A 14,464-nucleotide genomic window follows, 5' to 3' on the forward strand; every position below is an offset into this window, starting at 1 on the left:
CATCTGGAATCGGGCGTCCCGCAAACACGTCGTGGAATATCAGGACCCGCTGGCACCGCCCGCTTAGCGGGAGCTCTCGTCGCGCCAGGCCAGCCAGCGGCGCAGCTCCGTCAGGTCGTAGTCGGGCCCGTCCGTCATCACGGTGAACAGGCCGATGCCGTGCTCGCGCAGTTCGGGCCCCACCTGCCACGGGTCGCCCTTGACGAACGTCGAGCGTTCGATCTCGGCCGGGTCCCGGCCCAGTTCGCGGCAGTAGCGGTCGAGCCGCCCGGACTTCTCGCCGAGCGCCTCGCCCGAGGCGAAGGTGTGCCAGATGTCGGCGTGCCGGGCCACCAGCCGCAGGGCGACCGGGCCGTCGGCGGCGACCAGGACCGGCACCTTCCGGGTCGGCGGCGGGTTCAGCGCGGCGAGGCGCCCCTCGATGCGCCGCAGCGCGTCGCCCAGGTCCCGGACCCGCTCGGCCGGCGATCCGAACGGGTACCCGTACTCGGCGGCCTCCACCTCGCGGAAGCCCGCACCGAGGCCGAGAACCAGCCGGCCGCCGCTGACGTGGTCGACGGTGCGGGCCATGTCGGCGAGCAGGTCGGGATTGCGGTAGCCGACGCAGCTGACCAGCGCGCCGATCTCCGCGCGCCGGGTCGACTCGGCCCACGCACCGAGCATGGTCCAGCACTCGAAGTGCTTGCCGGTCCGGTCCTTGCCGAGCGGAAAGAAATGATCCCAGTTGAAGATCACGTCGACGCCGAGCGCGTCCGCCTCGCCGGCCGCCCGCCGGATCTGGGCGTAGTCCGCCCGCGCCGGCGTGATCTGAACCGCGACACGCACCTTGCCCGACTTCATCCCCATGATCGACGATCTTAGATCGCCTCCGCCAGGTGCCTCCGGCCAGGCAGCCGGGGCGACCCGGCCCAGACCGCCGGCGCCCCGCCCGTCAGCCTGCCGGCGTCTCGGCGGCCGGCGTCTCGCCGGTCAGGCGGGCGGTGTCTCGGCGGCCGGTGTCTCGCCCGTCAGGCCCGTCGGGGCGTCGCCGGTCGCGGCCGGCTGGGTGGGGGCCGCCTGTTTCATGCGCCGGGCGTGGCGCAGGCCGAGGAGACCGAGGATCAGCAGGACCACCGCCCCGATGAACGCGGCGACCGCCGAAAAGGCCTCCGGGCACACTGGAGCCATGCATACGACGTGAACGCCGGAGGACCCGTGATCAACGACCAGTCACCCCTCGCCCACCTGGACGACCGGGCCAAGCGCACCGTCGAACTCGCCCGGCGCAGGGCCGGCGGCCTGCACAGCCGCGTCATCGGACCAGAGCACGTCCTGCTCGCCCTGTTCGCCGTGCGGAAGGGCATGGCCGCACGCGCCGTGGCAAGCCTGTCCGGCTCGTGCGCGCCCGCCGAGAACGCGATCGCCGGCGCCCTCGTGCCCGGCCCTCATCCCTCCCCCACGCACATCCCGTTCACCGAGGCGTGCGAGCAGGCGATGGTCCGGGCTGCGCGGCAGGCGCGGCGACTGGGTGACGACCGGATCGGCACCGAACACCTGCTGCTGGGACTGCTCCAGGCAACCGGCGACCCCACGGTCGGCAGGCTGTCGGACCTGGGCGTGACCTACGACGCCGTCCACGCCGAGATCGAACGACTGCGCGCGGAGGGCTGACGGAGATCAGGCCACCGAGCCGCCGGTGTTCCGGATCATCTGCCGGAGCACCTTGAGGGTCGTGACGTAGTCCGCGTCGTCGATGTCCTGGTGAATTCGGGCGCGGATCTCCGGGGCGTGCCGCTTGAGGCCGACCCGTGCCCGCTCACCCGCTTCGGTGATCCGCAGCCGCTCCCCCGCCCGGCTCAGCCAGCCGCGCCCCACGAGCACCTCCGCCTCGGCGTCGAGATCGTCCTCGGCCCGCAGATAGGTCCTCATCGCCCGCCGAAGCTCGGGGACGGTCATCCCGTGACCGTCCGGCGAGAGATCGTTGCCGGAAAGGTTGCGCAGCAACCAGAACTGGGGCTGGGTGAAGCCGAACTCGGCCTGCCGCGCGCGTGAACGCGATGAGGGCCTCATAGGCGACCCCGGTCCAGTAGGCGGCGGGCTGCCCCGCAAGCTCGGCGTCGGACAACAACTCCGCCGTCATGTACCGTCCTCTCGGTCGGGATTGGCTGGAAGAGGACGGTAAAACCTCAACCTCGGTCGAGGTCAACAGCCGCCCGTCACCGAGGAACGCCGGTGATGATGCCGTTCATGTGGTCCGTGGCCGGCACCGACGGCGCGGCGGCGGATCGCGACGGCGCCCGGAATTGCAGGGTGTCGCGCACGTTCTTCTGCACCGCGACCGCGGCGAACAGCGTCATCGCGAACGCCAGGCCGTAGAAGCCCTTCTCGCTGAGCGCCAGTCCGCTGTTCCACAGCCCGACCGCCAGCATCACCACTCCCAGGGCGAGCACGGACCACGACAGCCCCAGATACAACGCCGACACCGGCAGCCCCTCGGCCCGGTCCCGCACCGACTTCTGCAACGAGATGGCGGCGAACACGCCCAGCACCAGAACGGCGGCGTAGAAGCCCTTCTCGCTCCTGGCCATCGTGGCGTTCCACAGCCCGACGGCGAAGGACACGACACCGAGCAGCAGTACTGCCCAGGAGGCCCCCACGAAGGCGGCGGTGGGCTGGGCCGAGGACGACGGCTGGTTGGTCACGACATTCTCCAGAGGCGTTAGGCGCCGCCCGGCACGGTGCCCGGCGTGATGCACAGCCTGCGCGACCCGCCCGCCGCCAGTCCTGAGTCGCGGTACTCAAACAACGGGGAGCACCCCCACCGGCCGTTCGACCTGGTTGAATTCCCGCCATGCACAGCACGGACCCGGAGAAACCCACCGACCGGCGCCCCTTGGCCGGCCGTCCCGCACCATGACAGCGGCCGAAGACTCCCCGACCTGGCCGCTCGACAAGCTGAACGCCCTACGCCTCGGCCGGCGGCTGGTCACCGAGGTTGCCTCGTCCGGACCGGGCAGGCGTGCCTTCATCGATGTCAGACCTGTCGCCACCGGAGCCGACGCCGACGCCCGCGGGCAGGGGTGGGCCCGCTCCGATCGGGGGCGCGCGTTCGAGCTGACGCACTGGGAATACGACGCCGACCGGGTCGACGGTTTCGACTACGACATCGGCGCGGTCCTCGTCCGGTCCATGACCGTCACCGATGAGGCCCACCTCATGGTCGCCCTCGAGACCTGGAACCTACGGCCGGAACGATTCCTCCACCCCTGGCAAACGGGCGACCCCCGTTAGCCGTCAAGCTGACGACCCGCCAGGCCTGTCGGCGCGCCTCCACCCGGACCGCAGGCTCGCGTTCGGTGAGCACGAACTCCCCTCCCCGCAGGTCGGGCTGCCACCCGGTCAGGTGGCCAGGGCGAGGTCCAGGCGGAGCCAGTCCGCCAGGTCCTCGATCTCGTGGCGGACCGCGGCGGTCATCGCCTTGGTGAACGGGGCGTCCTCGTGGATCGCGTCCACCCGCAGCACGCCGGCCTTGCGGTCGGCGGTGGCGTCGAGCTTGCCGATCAGGCGGTCGCCGTGCAGGATCGGCAGCGCCCAGTAGCCCCAGCGGCGTTCGGCGACCGGCTTGAACATCTCCAGCTGGTAGTCGAACTCGAACAGCTCGGCCATCCGCTTGCGGTCGTAGACCAGCCGGTCGAGCGGGGACAGCAGCGCGGTGCGGCCGGTGAAGGCCGCGTCCAGCAGCTCCGGGTCGACGCGCCATCGGCCCCTCACGCCCTCGACCACCGCGGGCTCGCCCGCGTCGTCCGGCCCGCCGCGGGCCGGGCGCGCCTGGGGGCGGGCAATGCCCAGCGCGCGCAGCCGCCGCTGCTCGCGGATGTTCAGCGCCTGCTCGTAGGGCACCATCTCGTCCGGGTAGACCCGCTCGGCCAGGTCCCACAGCCGGTCGGCGCCGCGCCGGCCGGCGGCCGCGACCTCGCCCCGCTGGACCAGGAAGTCGATCATCTTGGTGATGTTCCGGTTGTCGTTCCAGCCGGAGGAGCGCCACGGGATCACGCAGGTGTCCGGCAGCTCGCGTGTGGTCAGTGGCCCGTCGGCGCGCAACCGGGAGAGGACGTCGATCCGGCAACCGTTGTTGACGTCGACCCACTCCCGCAGGCCCTCCTGCCAGTCGCGCAGCGGCGGGCGCCCCGGCCACTCGGCCATCTCCGCCAGGTAGAGCGCGAGGTCCTCCGCCGGGCGGATCATGCCGCGCAGCTCCAGCAGGGCCTGCTCGTCGACGGCGTCACGCAGCTGCGCCGGCGAGTAGGAGGAGCCGAGCCTGCTCCACAGGACCAGGTCGGCGCTGGGCGCGACGGGCGCGGCCGGATCATTCTGGAGCAGCGTCAGCCGGCGCACCGCGTCGAACATCCCGTCCGGCCGCCGGGCGTCCAGCAACTGGGCACGCACGGCGAGCCGGCGCGCGTCGGTGCGCGACAGGTTGTGCACGGTCATCAGGCGAGACTAGGCGGCGGGTACGACAAGAAGCGTCCCGTCCTCATGACCTCAACAGGTCGAATGGAACAGCCCTCCGACCGGCCGTTCCGCCGCCAGCTCCGTGTAGATCCGCACCGCTTCCCTCGTCTCGGCGACATGCACCGCGACGCCCTGCCGCTCGAGAAACTCGAGCACGGGCCGGCCCACCTGAAGCCGCAGGTCCATGCCGCGGGAGAGGACGACGGCGGTGGCGCCGTGCAGGAGAATCTCCTCGACGTCGGCGGGCTGGATGCCCGGGCTGTGCCGGGTGCCGGTCTCGGACCAGTCCCACTCCCGGCCGCCGCCGGGATAGAGCTTGGCCTCCTTGACCACCCCGAGCCCCTCCACCTCGATGCGCCCCCACGAGATCGCCAGAATCCCCGGCGACCGCGGCCCGGCCACGTCGCTCGGGGGCGGATCGAAACTCAGGGTCAGCGAGCTGCGGTAGGCGACTGAGCCGCCGTGGGTTCCTGGCTGATCGGGCGGCTCCGTGTCTCCCGTCCAGACCTTCACCGCGCGATAGGCGAACCCGTCCTGTTCCGCCGCCTCGGCACGGAAGCTGACATCCTGCCCCCGCGTCAATTCGCGGTACCCCTCGGCGGCGATCGCCGAGAAATGCACCCAGCACCCACCCGGAACATCCGGGCCGTCGATGACGCCCCAGCCTTCATCCGCGTCGAAGACGCGCACCGAACCCGCGCTCGTGGTCATCAGCCCAGTCTGCGGCCACCCGGCCCGCGTGGACCGCGAAAATCGGTGTCGCCGCCGTTCGACACCCGATACAAACGGTGGATGTCCGAAACGACCCTGCCCGGCGGCAACACCACCGGCGCCTCGCTGATCGACGGTGTCGTTCACAAGCGGGCCTCGCCGTGGACGGCGACGGTGCACGCGCTGTTGCGCCATCTCGAGGATGCCGGGTTCGAGTCCGCTCCCCGCGCGCTCGGCTTCGACGACCAGGGCCGGGAGATGCTCACCTATCTGCCGGGCGAGACGATCGGCGACCGGAATCCCTGGCCGGCCTGGACGTCGGCCGACTCGATGCTGATCCAGGTCGGGCGGTGGCTGCGACGGCTACACGACCTGACGGCCGACTTCACGCCGCCGGCGGGCGAGCGCTGGTTCATCGGTGGCGCGATGGGGCCCGGCATGATCGTCGGGCACCAGGACGCGGCGCCCTACAACGCGGTGGTGGACGGCGACCGGCTGGTCGGCTTCTGCGACTGGGACATCGCCGGTCCGTCCACACGGGACTGGGACCTGGCGTTCTCCGCGCTGTCCTGGGTGCCGCTCGCCTCACCGCCCGACGGCACGGCCTCGGGCGGCCACGACCCGCGGGAGCGGTCGCGCCGCCTTCATCTTCTGCTTGACGCCTACGGCTACGACGGCGACCGGCGTGGCTTCGGAGCCGTAGTGCCACAGCGGGCCCGCCGGCAGGCCGGCGTGATCCGCCGCATGGCCGGCGAGGGTGACCCGGCGTCGGTGGCGCTGCTACCCATCGCGGGCCTTCTCGAACGGTCCGCGACCGACGTGCAGGCCCTTCCGGAGACGTTCTGGCTGCGTTGAGACTCTGCCGGCGGCCGGGGCCACCGATGCTTCGGCGGCCCCGGCCCGGGCCTGCCAGCTAGGCGATGGCCCGTTCGAGCAGGGTGCGGTGGCGGATCATCCACCCGGCGGAGCGGGCCCGCCAGGCCAGCGCCCACAGCGGCGCCGGGTCGGTCGAGTCCGGGGTGATGCCGGCACGGACCGCCTCGGCGGAACAGTCCCGGATCGCGAACTCGATCATTCTGGTGACCAGGCCCTGCCGGTCGGCGCGCGGCAGCTCGTAGCCGTCGAGGAACAGCCGCAACTGCCCGGCGCGGGTGGCCGCGTCGGGAAGGTTGTTGCGCTCGGCGACGTCGTCGTCGTGCAGCTGCGCGTGCCACCAGGCGGTGGCCACCACCTCGTCGAGGCGGTCGACCGGGCCGGCCAGCGTCCAGTCGATGAACGCCACGGGTAGTCCGTCCCGGGCGACGGTGTGCCACGGTCCGGCGTCGCAGTGGCCGATCACCGGGTCTGCGCCCCGATGATGCATCCACCAGCGCTGCCACACCGCGTCCGGCGCCGGCCGGAAGCCGGCCGTCGCGGTGTGCAGGTCGCGGAGCATCCCGCCGACCTGCCCGACGGCCTCGTCCGACCACGCGTACGGGTGAACGAGATCGCCCTCGATGTAGGTGAGCACCTCGTTGCCGGCGGCGTCGAAGCCGTCGCCGACCACCCGCGGTGAGCCGGCGAATCCGGCGTCCTCGAGGTGGCGCAGGAGCGCATGGACGGTGCCGGTCCAGGGTTGGGCGGGACGCCGGATCGTCTCGCCGGAACGGATGACATGACTGGGTCCGCCTTCGGCCGCGGCGAGCGGCTCGAAGGACGATGCGGAAACCACGAATTCTCCTCGTGTCAGCGCGGTAAGCGGTGATACGGCGCCGAATGACGGCGCCAGGAGCCGGCGGCGCGGAGAAGACCGCGGCCGGCTGGACCGCTGCGAGCCGAGGGTTCGCGTGTCCCGCCCACGAGGGCGGTGATCGTTCAGATCGCGGCGAACTCAGGGGTCGAAGCGGTAACGGCCACCTCGCCGGGAACCATGCACGCCATCAGGACCTCCTCGCCAAGCCGGAGCCCGGAGGCTATCGGGGCCGCACGCGGCCCCGCCACCGAATTCTCCGGACATGACAGACCCCCGCCGCTAGCATGCCGCCATGATCGAGGAATTGGTCCGGGCGGCCGCGGCCGACGACGACGACGCGCTCGAGGAACTGGTCGCGATCGCCGCCGCCGAGCCGGCGCGGCTGGCCGGGCATCTGGGTCCGCTTCTCGACGCGGGCGTGCTGTGGCCACCGGTTCTCTACCGCGGCGCGGGCGGTGACGTGGTCCGCCGCATCGTCGAGGACGTCGACGCCGGGCGGGCGCCGGGGCGGCTCAACAATCTGCTGGCCATTCTCGCGTTCGCCTCGGATCCCGGTGCCGAGCAGGCGCTGCGGCGGTGGCAGGAGTCGCCGCCGCCCGGCGCGGATCAGCTGCATGTCAGGGCGCTGGACTACGCGCGCGAGGCTGGTTGGACGGTTGCTCCCGACGGCAGCCGGCGCGAGCTCTGCGCGCCAACGGCGTACCAGATGATCATGAACGGGGTGCCGAGGGCCGGCGGAGGCCCGGCGTGCCCTTGGTGCAGGTCAGAGCTCTGGACCGTCGTTGATCTCGATGTCGGCGTCGCCGAGGTGGGCGTCGCCCTGGCGCATACCGGGTGGGGCGGCCGGCTGAGGATCACCACCTGCCACCTCTGCACCTGTCACACGACCCTGTACTGCCGGGTCACCCCCGACGGCGGCGCCGCATGGTGGGCGGGCAACAGCCGGCCGGAACACCTGCGGGTCGGCGCCCTGCCGGAGGATCCGCCGGCCGTGCTGCCCGCCGTCGGGGAACGCCGGGCGTCGCCGTTCCAGGCCGGTGCGTGGGAGGAGGGCGGCTCGACGCTGGGTGGCAGCCCCGACTGGATCCAGGACGCCGAGCACGCCGACTGTCCCGGCTGCGGGCAGGCGATGGACTACATCGGCCTGGTCGGCGGTGCCGACCTGGAGTTCGGTGAGGGCGCCTACTACCTGCACCTGCACGCGCCGTGCGGCTTCGCCGCGGTGAACTACCAGCAGAGCTGAGGGCCTGCGCGCCACCACGACAGCAAAACATATGACGAAGTTGATATGGATCTATTAACGATCCTGACTTCCATACTGCTGGTAGTCGATGGCCTGGCGAACGGAGCTGAGATGATGTCCGGACTGACGTCGCATCGGCGCGCTCTCGCGCTCCTGATGCCGGCCCTTCTGGGCCTGCTCGCCCTCACCATCCCGATGTTCAGGGCGCCGGCGGGAACCTCGCCCGGCATGCGGCCGGTGGCCGCCGCCACGATGACGGTCGCGCAGGCGATCAGCAGCCAGAGCGGCGGCACCGGGACGGTCCGCGGCTACATCGTCGGGCAGCCCACCGCCACCAACACGGTGCTCTTCGCCAACTTCACCGGCGACACGGCGCTGGCGATCGCCGACAGCAGCGGCGAGACCGACACCGGCGACATGCTGTACGTCCAGATCACCAGCGCCTACCGGTCGAGCTTCGGGTTGCAGAGCAACCCGGGCCTGATCGGCGACCCGCTCACCGTGACCGGCACCCTGACCGCCTACTTCACGCACGCGGGCCTCAAGTCACCGTCCGCGATGACGCTCGGCGGGAGCACCCCGACGCCGACGCCGACCGGCACCACCTCGCCGGCGCCGACCGGGTACTACGCGGCCGCGGCCGGCAAGTCCGGCGCCGCGCTGAAGAGCGCGCTGCACGGCATCATCTCCAGCGGGGTCTCCACCCTGTCGTACGACGCGGTCTGGAACGCGCTCAAGGTCACCGACCAGGACCCCGCCAACTCGGCGAACGTGATCCTGCTCTACTCCGGGGTCAGCCGGTCGAAGTCGCTCAACGGCGGTGATCTCGGCGACTGGAACCGTGAGCACGTCTGGGCGAAGTCGCACGGCGACTTCGGCACCGCCAACGGGCCCGGCACCGACCTGCACCATCTTCGCCCCGAGGACGTGCACGTCAACTCGGAGCGGGACAACAAGGACTTCGACACCGGCGGCACCGCCGTCGCCGACGCACCGGGCAACCGCACCGACGCCGACTCCTGGGAACCGCGGGCCGCGGTCAAGGGCGATGTCGCGCGAATGATCTTCTACATGGCGGTGCGCTACGAGGGCGGGGACTCCTGGCCGAACCTCGAGGTCGACGACGCCACCGGCAGCGGCACCGCGCCGCGGCTGGGCCGGCTGTCCGCGCTGCGGCAGTGGAACCTCCAGGACCCGCCGGACGCGTTCGAGATGCGCCGGAACGAGCTGATCTACAGCAGCTACCAGCACAACCGGAACCCGTTCATCGACCACCCCGAGTGGGTCACGTCGATCTTCGGCTAGTGCGGCGACCGGCGGGCGCATTTCACAAGGTCCAATTCGGAGATCCCGCGCGCAGGATGGCCTGCGCGCGGGCGTTTGTCTAGGGCCGGTGGTCGCTTGTGTGGCCGAAAGTCGTCGGGCTAGCCTATTTGCTGCGAAATGTTGGTGGCTCGGCGGAAGGCCTTTCACATGGTCATTAGGCCCATCCTGGAGCGAGGACGACTCTTGCGGATCCGAATATGAACGCGCCCGGCGACAGCCTCGGATGGTCCGCGGGTGAGTCCCGGCTCGCCGAGGCATCCGCCCCGGATGCCGGGCTCGCCGACATCGTGCGCTCGTCGCACGATGCGATCGTCGGCATGACGCTCGAGGGCGTGGTGACGACGTGGAACCCGGCCGCCGAGCAGCTCTACGGCTATCGCGCCGCGGAGATCGTCGGCCGGCGCGCCGAGCAGCTCTACCCGCCCGCGGCCCGGGCCGGCGAGGCGGTCATCCTGCGCCGGCTCGCCCGCGGCGAACGGCTCGACCAGTACATCGCCGAGCGGGTCCGCCGCGACGGGAACATGGTCACGGTGCGGCTGAGCGTCTCGCCCATCGCCGGCGACGCGGGTGACATCGTCGGTGTCGCCGCCGCCGCCCGCCGCGTCCGCGCCGCCCCCGACGGCGGCCGGGACGCCCAACAGCAGGCGGAGCCGGCGGAGCAGCAGGTCCTGTCCACCCGCACCAGCCACGAGCTGCGGACCCCGCTGCAGGCCGTGATCGGCTTCACCGGCACCCTGCTGCTGCGGCTACCGGGCCCGCTCAACGACGAGCAGGTGCGCCAGCTCGAGCTCGTGCAGGAGAGCGCACGGCAGCTACTGGAACTGATCAATGAGAAATCGCGCCCGGTGGACGGCTGACGGGTATCCGGGTACCCCGATCAGGTGATGGTCGGTGTCGCTCGCAAGTGGATATGGTGTGGCCTTGGCCGGCCGGGAGTGGCTGTCCTGTCTGCGTGGTCGGGTGGTGTGCGAACCGTGGAGTGGTGGCAGCTGACCGCATTGGCCAATGCGGTGATTCTCGTGGCTTATCTGGCTATCTCATTCGCCATCGCGCGAGGTTTGTGGCGTACGCGCCAATGGCGGAACAATCCGCTCGGGCTAGCGACCGCGGCGATCTTCTTCAGCTGCGCGGTGCACCACGGCGCGCACACCGTGCACCTGATGCTGCCCTACCTGGACCCCACGATGCACATGGGGCTGGCCATGCGGCACGCGTTCAGCAGCCCCTCCATCGCGAGCTGGGACGTCGTGACCGCCGCGCTCGCGGTCTGGTACTGGACACTGCGCGGGCGCTTCCCGGCGCTGGTGCGCGGCGCGGCGGTGTTCGAGGACCTCCGGCTGCGGCAGGCGGCGGAGGCCACGCTGCGCGCCAGCGAGGAGCGCTACCGCGGCATCGTGGAGACCACCAGCGAGGGCGTGCTGCTCCTCGACGGCGAGGGCCGGATCACGTACGCGAACAGCCGGTTCGCCGCGATGCTCGGCCGGCCGCAGGACGAGCTGTCGGGCGCGGCGTTCATGAACCTGGTGACCGAGGCCGACCGGCAGCTCGCCGAACGGGAGCTCGCCGGCGTCGCCGAGGGCGGGACCCGCCGGCTCGAGCTGGGGCTGCACCGCAGCGGCGGCCAGGTGATGTGCGCGCAGGTCGCGTTGACGGCGCGCGTCGACGACGACGGCGACGTCCTCGCGATGGTCGCCGACGTGACCGCGCAGAAGAACATCGAGGCGCAGCTGCGCCAGGCGCAGAAGCTCGACGCGGTCGGTCAGCTCGCCGGCGGGGTCGCGCACGACTTCAACAACCTGCTGACCGTCATCGACGGGTACGCGGCGCTGCTGATCGCCCGGGCCGACGAGGCATCCGCCCGCGACCTCACCATGATCCGCGAGGCGGCCACCCGGGCGGCGACGCTGACGCGGCAGCTGCTGGCGTTCTCCCGGACTCAGACCGCCGAGGAGCGCGTCGTCGACGTCGTGGGTCTCGTCACGGGGCTCGAGGGGATGCTGCACCGGCTCATCCGCGAGGACATCGAGATGGTGGTGACGGCCGCGACGGCGCCGCTGCACGTGCGGATCGATCCGGGTCAGCTGGAGCAGGTGCTCGTCAACCTGGTCGTCAACGCCCGCGACGCGATGCCCGAGGGCGGGACCCTGATCATCGGCACCGACCGGGTCGAGGTCGACGGCGAGGCCGCCGCCCAGCTGGGCGCGCAGCCCGGGGAGAACGTCCGGATCACCGTCTCCGACGCCGGTTGCGGCATGTCGGCCGAGGTGGCCGCCCGCATCTTCGAGCCGTTCTTCACCACCAAGGAGCAGGGCAAGGGCACGGGCCTCGGCATGTCCACCGTGTACGGCATAGTGACGCAGGCGGGCGGGTGCATCCAGGTGAACTCGCGGCCGGGTCAGGGCACCGCGGTCGAGGTGTACCTGCCGATGGCCGCGGCGGCGGAGCTGCCGGTCGGTCCCGTGCCGGACCCGGTGCCGCAGCGGCTGGTGGCGGGCACCGAGACGATCCTGTTCATCGAGGACGATCCCGCGGTCCGTACGCTCACCGAACGGATCCTGCGCACCGCCGGCTACCGGGTCCTGACCGGCGTCGACGGGCACCACGCGCTCAGGATCATGGAGGGGAACCCGGAGATCAGCATGCTGGTCACCGACGTGATCATGCCGGGCATGAACGGCCAGCAGCTGGCCGACCGGATCACCGCCATGCTGCCGGGCCTGCCCGTCCTCTTCACCTCCGCGCACACCCGCGGGGTGCTGACACCCACCACCCGGGACGACCCGGGCGTCGCCTTCCTGGAGAAGCCCTACACGGCCACGGGAATCACCCGGACGGTCCGCGCCGTCCTGGACGCCCGAACCAGCTCTGCCACGGCGACGAACTGAGGTATGCGGTGCCATCCGAACTGACCGGGAAGACCGTGCTCTACATCGACGACAGCGCGATCAACACCATCCTGGTCGAGCGGATCCTCGCCTGCCGCCCCGGTGTGGTGTTCGGCTCCGCCGCGGACGGCCGCTCCGGCCTGGACAGCGCCACGCGGCTGCGCCCGGATCTGGTGCTGCTCGACCTCACCCTGCCCGACATCAGCGGCGAGCAGGTGCTGGCCCAGCTCCGCGCCGACCCGGCCACCCGCTCCATTCCCGTGATCGTGGTCAGCGGCGAGACCGATCCCTCGGTCCATCTGCGGCTGCTGGCGCAGGGCGCGCAGTGGCTGACCAAGCCGTACGAGATCGAGGATCTGCTGCGCCTGGTGGACGACTCGCTGGGTGCGGGTTAGTCGCCGTCCCCGGCGACCCACAGGACGGCGACGCAGGCGTCGTCGTCGGGCGAGTCGCCGCCGAGTACCTCCCGGACGATCTCCTCAGCCAGGTCCTGCGCGTCCGGCTGCTGATCCGCCGCACCGTCCGCGAGTTCGCCGAGCGCCCGCACGACGGCATACGGGAGCCGCTGCGCGTCGCCGGCCTCCGGGCCGCTGTGGCGGTCGGTCAGGCCGTCGGTGTACGCGCACAGCACCGCGCCCGGCGTCATGGTCAGGTACTGCCCGGTGAACTCGGCGTCGGGGAAGACCCCCAGCGCCGGGCCGCGCTGCCGCAGCAGGGCGACCGCCGGCACGCCGCCGCTGCGGGGCATGACCATCATGGGTACGGGGTGACCGGCGTTCGCCACGCACAGGCAGCTCGTGTCGGGGTCATAGATCGCGACGACGGCGGTGACGAACGTGTCGTCCTGCACGACGCCGACCAGGAGCCGGTTCAGCCGGGTCAGCAGGCGGGCCGGGTCGGGGTCCTCGAAGGCGTACGCGCGCAGCGCGGCGAGGATCGGCGCCATGGCGGCGGTGGCCGGCTGGTCGTGCCCGGCCACCTCGCCGACCGACAGCAGGATCCGTCCGCCGGAGATCTCCTGCGCGTCGTACCAGCCGGTGCCGACGTCGAGCCGCTCGGGGGCGGCCAGGTAGATCGCGCCGAGGCTGGCGCCGGCGACCAGGGGCAGCGCCTGCGGCAGCACGGCGCGGTGGAACGAGTCGACGGTGCGCCGCTCCGCGTGCCACTCCGCCTGCGCCCGCAGGTGGGCGCGCTGCGCGTGGCGTACCTCGGTGACGTCCTGCGCGACTCCCCACACGACCCGGGGCGTGTCCGCGCGCTGCCGCCCCGGCAGGGCCGTCCGGCAGGACACGATCAGCTCGTGTACGCCGCCGTCCATGTCCGCGACGCGTACCTCGGCGAGGCTGGGCACGCCGGTGCGCAGGGTGTTCCCGGCGGTGGTGAGGAGTTTGGCGAGGTCCTCGGGGTGCACGCGCTGCCGGAGCTGCTCGAGGCGCACCCGGGCCGAGGGCAGCCGGAGCAGGTCGCGCAGGCCCATCGACAGCACTATCAGGCCGGCCTCCGGGTCGAGATCCCAGGTGCCGGACTGGGTGAGCTGGTGGGTCTCGGCCAGCCGGTCGGCGAAGTCCGCGGCGAGCATCCGCCACTGCTCCGTGAGCTCGTCGGCCGGCAGCGCGGCCTGCCGGCCCGGCGCGGCGACGGCGACGTCGTCGGTGTGCCCGACGAGGTCGCCCGTCAGCACCTGCCCGGGCAGGTTCCCGGCCTCGAGCAGCGCGTCGATCGTCGCCAGCACCATGCCGGGCTGCGCCGGTTTGAAGATCACGTCCCGGACGCCGCAGGCGCGGGCCATGGGCTCGATCTCCTCGTGGCGGTAGTGCGCGGTGCTGAACGCGATCGGTATATGACTGGTGGTCGGCTGGCTGCGCAGCATCCGGGCCAGCTCGTAGCCGTCCAGGTTCGGCATCATGACGTCGGTGATCACCGCGTCCGGCAGCTGCCGGCGGGCCAGCATCAGTGCGGTGTCGCCGTCGGCGGCCTCGCAGGCCTGATGCCCCCGGTAGCCCAGCAACGTGCGCAGAAAGTCCCGGCTGATCGGATCGTCATCGACAACCAACACGGTCGCCATCGGTCTCCAAT

General features: G+C 71.7%; 16 protein-coding genes. 8 read left to right on the plus strand and 8 right to left on the minus strand.

All coding sequences use genetic code 11. From position 1 onward, the window contains the following. Positions 1-63: 63 nt before the first annotated feature. Together BJ971_RS23725 and BJ971_RS23730 are read right to left on the minus strand one after the other, a co-directional pair. Positions 64-846: an LLM class F420-dependent oxidoreductase gene (locus BJ971_RS23725; protein WP_184995426.1), complete on the minus strand. Its 783-nt coding sequence runs from the start codon at positions 844-846 to the stop codon at positions 64-66. A gap of 123 nt (positions 847-969) precedes the next feature. Then, positions 970-1,167 (minus strand): hypothetical protein, encoded by a 198-nt coding sequence (locus tag BJ971_RS23730; RefSeq protein WP_184995427.1) that lies wholly within the window; start codon positions 1,165-1,167, stop codon positions 970-972. A gap of 27 nt (positions 1,168-1,194) precedes the next feature. Here BJ971_RS23730 and BJ971_RS23735 point away from each other — a divergent pair, with 27 nt between their 5' ends. Beyond that, complete coding sequence (locus BJ971_RS23735; protein ID WP_184995428.1) at positions 1,195-1,650, plus strand: Clp protease N-terminal domain-containing protein; 456 nt, start codon at positions 1,195-1,197, stop codon at positions 1,648-1,650. Between the two features lie 6 nt (positions 1,651-1,656). On the opposite strand, the gene BJ971_RS23740 is transcribed toward BJ971_RS23735, so the two are convergent. Next, positions 1,657-2,049 (minus strand): winged helix DNA-binding protein, encoded by a 393-nt coding sequence (locus BJ971_RS23740; protein ID WP_203709672.1) that lies wholly within the window; start codon positions 2,047-2,049, stop codon positions 1,657-1,659. Between the two features lie 146 nt (positions 2,050-2,195). After that, positions 2,196-2,681, minus strand: a complete 486-nt coding sequence (yiaA, locus tag BJ971_RS23745) for an inner membrane protein YiaA (RefSeq protein WP_184995429.1) — start codon at positions 2,679-2,681, stop codon at positions 2,196-2,198. Positions 2,682-2,892: 211 nt separating this feature from the next. Between yiaA and BJ971_RS23750 the strand changes: the two genes are divergently transcribed. Continuing rightward, complete coding sequence (locus BJ971_RS23750; protein ID WP_203709670.1) at positions 2,893-3,270, plus strand: hypothetical protein; 378 nt, start codon at positions 2,893-2,895, stop codon at positions 3,268-3,270. A gap of 108 nt (positions 3,271-3,378) precedes the next feature. Here the strand turns inward: BJ971_RS23750 and BJ971_RS23755 are convergent, their stop codons facing one another. Together BJ971_RS23755 and BJ971_RS42255 are read right to left on the minus strand one after the other, a co-directional pair. Continuing rightward, positions 3,379-4,470 (minus strand): DNA glycosylase AlkZ-like family protein, encoded by a 1,092-nt coding sequence (locus BJ971_RS23755; protein WP_184995430.1) that lies wholly within the window; start codon positions 4,468-4,470, stop codon positions 3,379-3,381. 51 nt (positions 4,471-4,521) lie between these two features. Continuing rightward, positions 4,522-5,202, minus strand: a complete 681-nt coding sequence (locus tag BJ971_RS42255; protein WP_275411407.1) for an MTH938/NDUFAF3 family protein — start codon at positions 5,200-5,202, stop codon at positions 4,522-4,524. 81 nt (positions 5,203-5,283) lie between these two features. Between BJ971_RS42255 and BJ971_RS23770 the strand changes: the two genes are divergently transcribed. Then, positions 5,284-6,057 carry an aminoglycoside phosphotransferase/kinase family protein gene (locus BJ971_RS23770; RefSeq protein ID WP_184995431.1) on the plus strand — a complete coding sequence of 258 codons (774 nt, stop codon included), beginning with the start codon at positions 5,284-5,286 and terminating at the stop codon, positions 6,055-6,057. Positions 6,058-6,115: 58 nt separating this feature from the next. Here BJ971_RS23770 and BJ971_RS23775 read toward each other — a convergent pair whose 3' ends face one another. Continuing rightward, positions 6,116-6,913, minus strand: a complete 798-nt coding sequence (locus BJ971_RS23775) for an aminoglycoside phosphotransferase/kinase family protein (protein WP_184995432.1) — start codon at positions 6,911-6,913, stop codon at positions 6,116-6,118. Positions 6,914-7,226: 313 nt separating this feature from the next. Between BJ971_RS23775 and BJ971_RS23780 the strand changes: the two genes are divergently transcribed. The 5 genes from BJ971_RS23780 to BJ971_RS23800 all read left to right on the plus strand — a co-directional run bounded on the left by BJ971_RS23780 (position 7,227) and on the right by BJ971_RS23800 (position 12,783). Further along, entirely contained in the window at positions 7,227-8,177 is a 951-nt protein-coding gene (locus tag BJ971_RS23780; protein ID WP_184995433.1) for a hypothetical protein, read from the plus strand. A 111-nt stretch (positions 8,178-8,288) separates the two neighbouring features. Next, on the plus strand, positions 8,289-9,482 hold the full coding sequence (locus tag BJ971_RS23785; protein WP_239087822.1) for an endonuclease: 1,194 nt from the start codon (positions 8,289-8,291) through the stop codon (positions 9,480-9,482). A 218-nt stretch (positions 9,483-9,700) separates the two neighbouring features. Then, positions 9,701-10,360, plus strand: coding sequence for a PAS domain S-box protein (locus BJ971_RS23790; RefSeq protein ID WP_184995434.1), 660 nt, complete (start codon positions 9,701-9,703; stop codon positions 10,358-10,360). A 303-nt stretch (positions 10,361-10,663) separates the two neighbouring features. Further along, the gene (locus tag BJ971_RS23795; protein ID WP_239087821.1) at positions 10,664-12,388 is read left to right on the plus strand and encodes a hybrid sensor histidine kinase/response regulator; all 1,725 of its coding nucleotides are present in this window, start codon (positions 10,664-10,666) and stop codon (positions 12,386-12,388) included. 8 nt (positions 12,389-12,396) lie between these two features. After that, the gene (locus tag BJ971_RS23800; protein ID WP_184995436.1) at positions 12,397-12,783 is read left to right on the plus strand and encodes a response regulator; all 387 of its coding nucleotides are present in this window, start codon (positions 12,397-12,399) and stop codon (positions 12,781-12,783) included. Here the strand turns inward: BJ971_RS23800 and BJ971_RS23805 are convergent. Continuing rightward, positions 12,780-14,453: a SpoIIE family protein phosphatase gene (locus tag BJ971_RS23805; protein ID WP_184995437.1), complete on the minus strand. Its 1,674-nt coding sequence runs from the start codon at positions 14,451-14,453 to the stop codon at positions 12,780-12,782. The genes BJ971_RS23800 and BJ971_RS23805 overlap by 4 nt on opposite strands. Between the last annotated feature and the right edge of the window lie 11 nt (positions 14,454-14,464).

Origin of the sequence: Amorphoplanes digitatis, from assembly GCF_014205335.1 — a bacterium.
Lineage (GTDB): Bacteria > Actinomycetota > Actinomycetes > Mycobacteriales > Micromonosporaceae > Actinoplanes > Actinoplanes digitatus.

What these genes read in the sequence shown, in the direction of transcription:
- BJ971_RS23725 (WP_184995426.1), bottom strand. Translation starts at nt 846, where the DNA reads ATGGGGATGAAGTCGGGCAAGGTGCGTGTCGCGGTTCAGATCACGCCG.
- BJ971_RS23730 (WP_184995427.1), bottom strand. Translation starts at nt 1,167, where the DNA reads ATGGCTCCAGTGTGCCCGGAGGCCTTTTCGGCGGTCGCCGCGTTCATC.
- BJ971_RS23740 (WP_203709672.1), bottom strand. Translation starts at nt 2,049, where the DNA reads ATGAGGCCCTCATCGCGTTCACGCGCGCGGCAGGCCGAGTTCGGCTTC.
- BJ971_RS23750 (WP_203709670.1), top strand. Translation starts at nt 2,893, where the DNA reads ATGACAGCGGCCGAAGACTCCCCGACCTGGCCGCTCGACAAGCTGAAC.
- BJ971_RS23755 (WP_184995430.1), bottom strand. Translation starts at nt 4,470, where the DNA reads ATGACCGTGCACAACCTGTCGCGCACCGACGCGCGCCGGCTCGCCGTG.
- BJ971_RS42255 (WP_275411407.1), bottom strand. Translation starts at nt 5,202, where the DNA reads ATGACCACGAGCGCGGGTTCGGTGCGCGTCTTCGACGCGGATGAAGGC.
- BJ971_RS23770 (WP_184995431.1), top strand. Translation starts at nt 5,284, where the DNA reads ATGTCCGAAACGACCCTGCCCGGCGGCAACACCACCGGCGCCTCGCTG.
- BJ971_RS23780 (WP_184995433.1), top strand. Translation starts at nt 7,227, where the DNA reads ATGATCGAGGAATTGGTCCGGGCGGCCGCGGCCGACGACGACGACGCG.
- BJ971_RS23785 (WP_239087822.1), top strand. Translation starts at nt 8,289, where the DNA reads ATGATGTCCGGACTGACGTCGCATCGGCGCGCTCTCGCGCTCCTGATG.
- BJ971_RS23790 (WP_184995434.1), top strand. Translation starts at nt 9,701, where the DNA reads ATGAACGCGCCCGGCGACAGCCTCGGATGGTCCGCGGGTGAGTCCCGG.
- BJ971_RS23795 (WP_239087821.1), top strand. Translation starts at nt 10,664, where the DNA reads ATGCTGCCCTACCTGGACCCCACGATGCACATGGGGCTGGCCATGCGG.
- BJ971_RS23805 (WP_184995437.1), bottom strand. Translation starts at nt 14,453, where the DNA reads ATGGCGACCGTGTTGGTTGTCGATGACGATCCGATCAGCCGGGACTTT.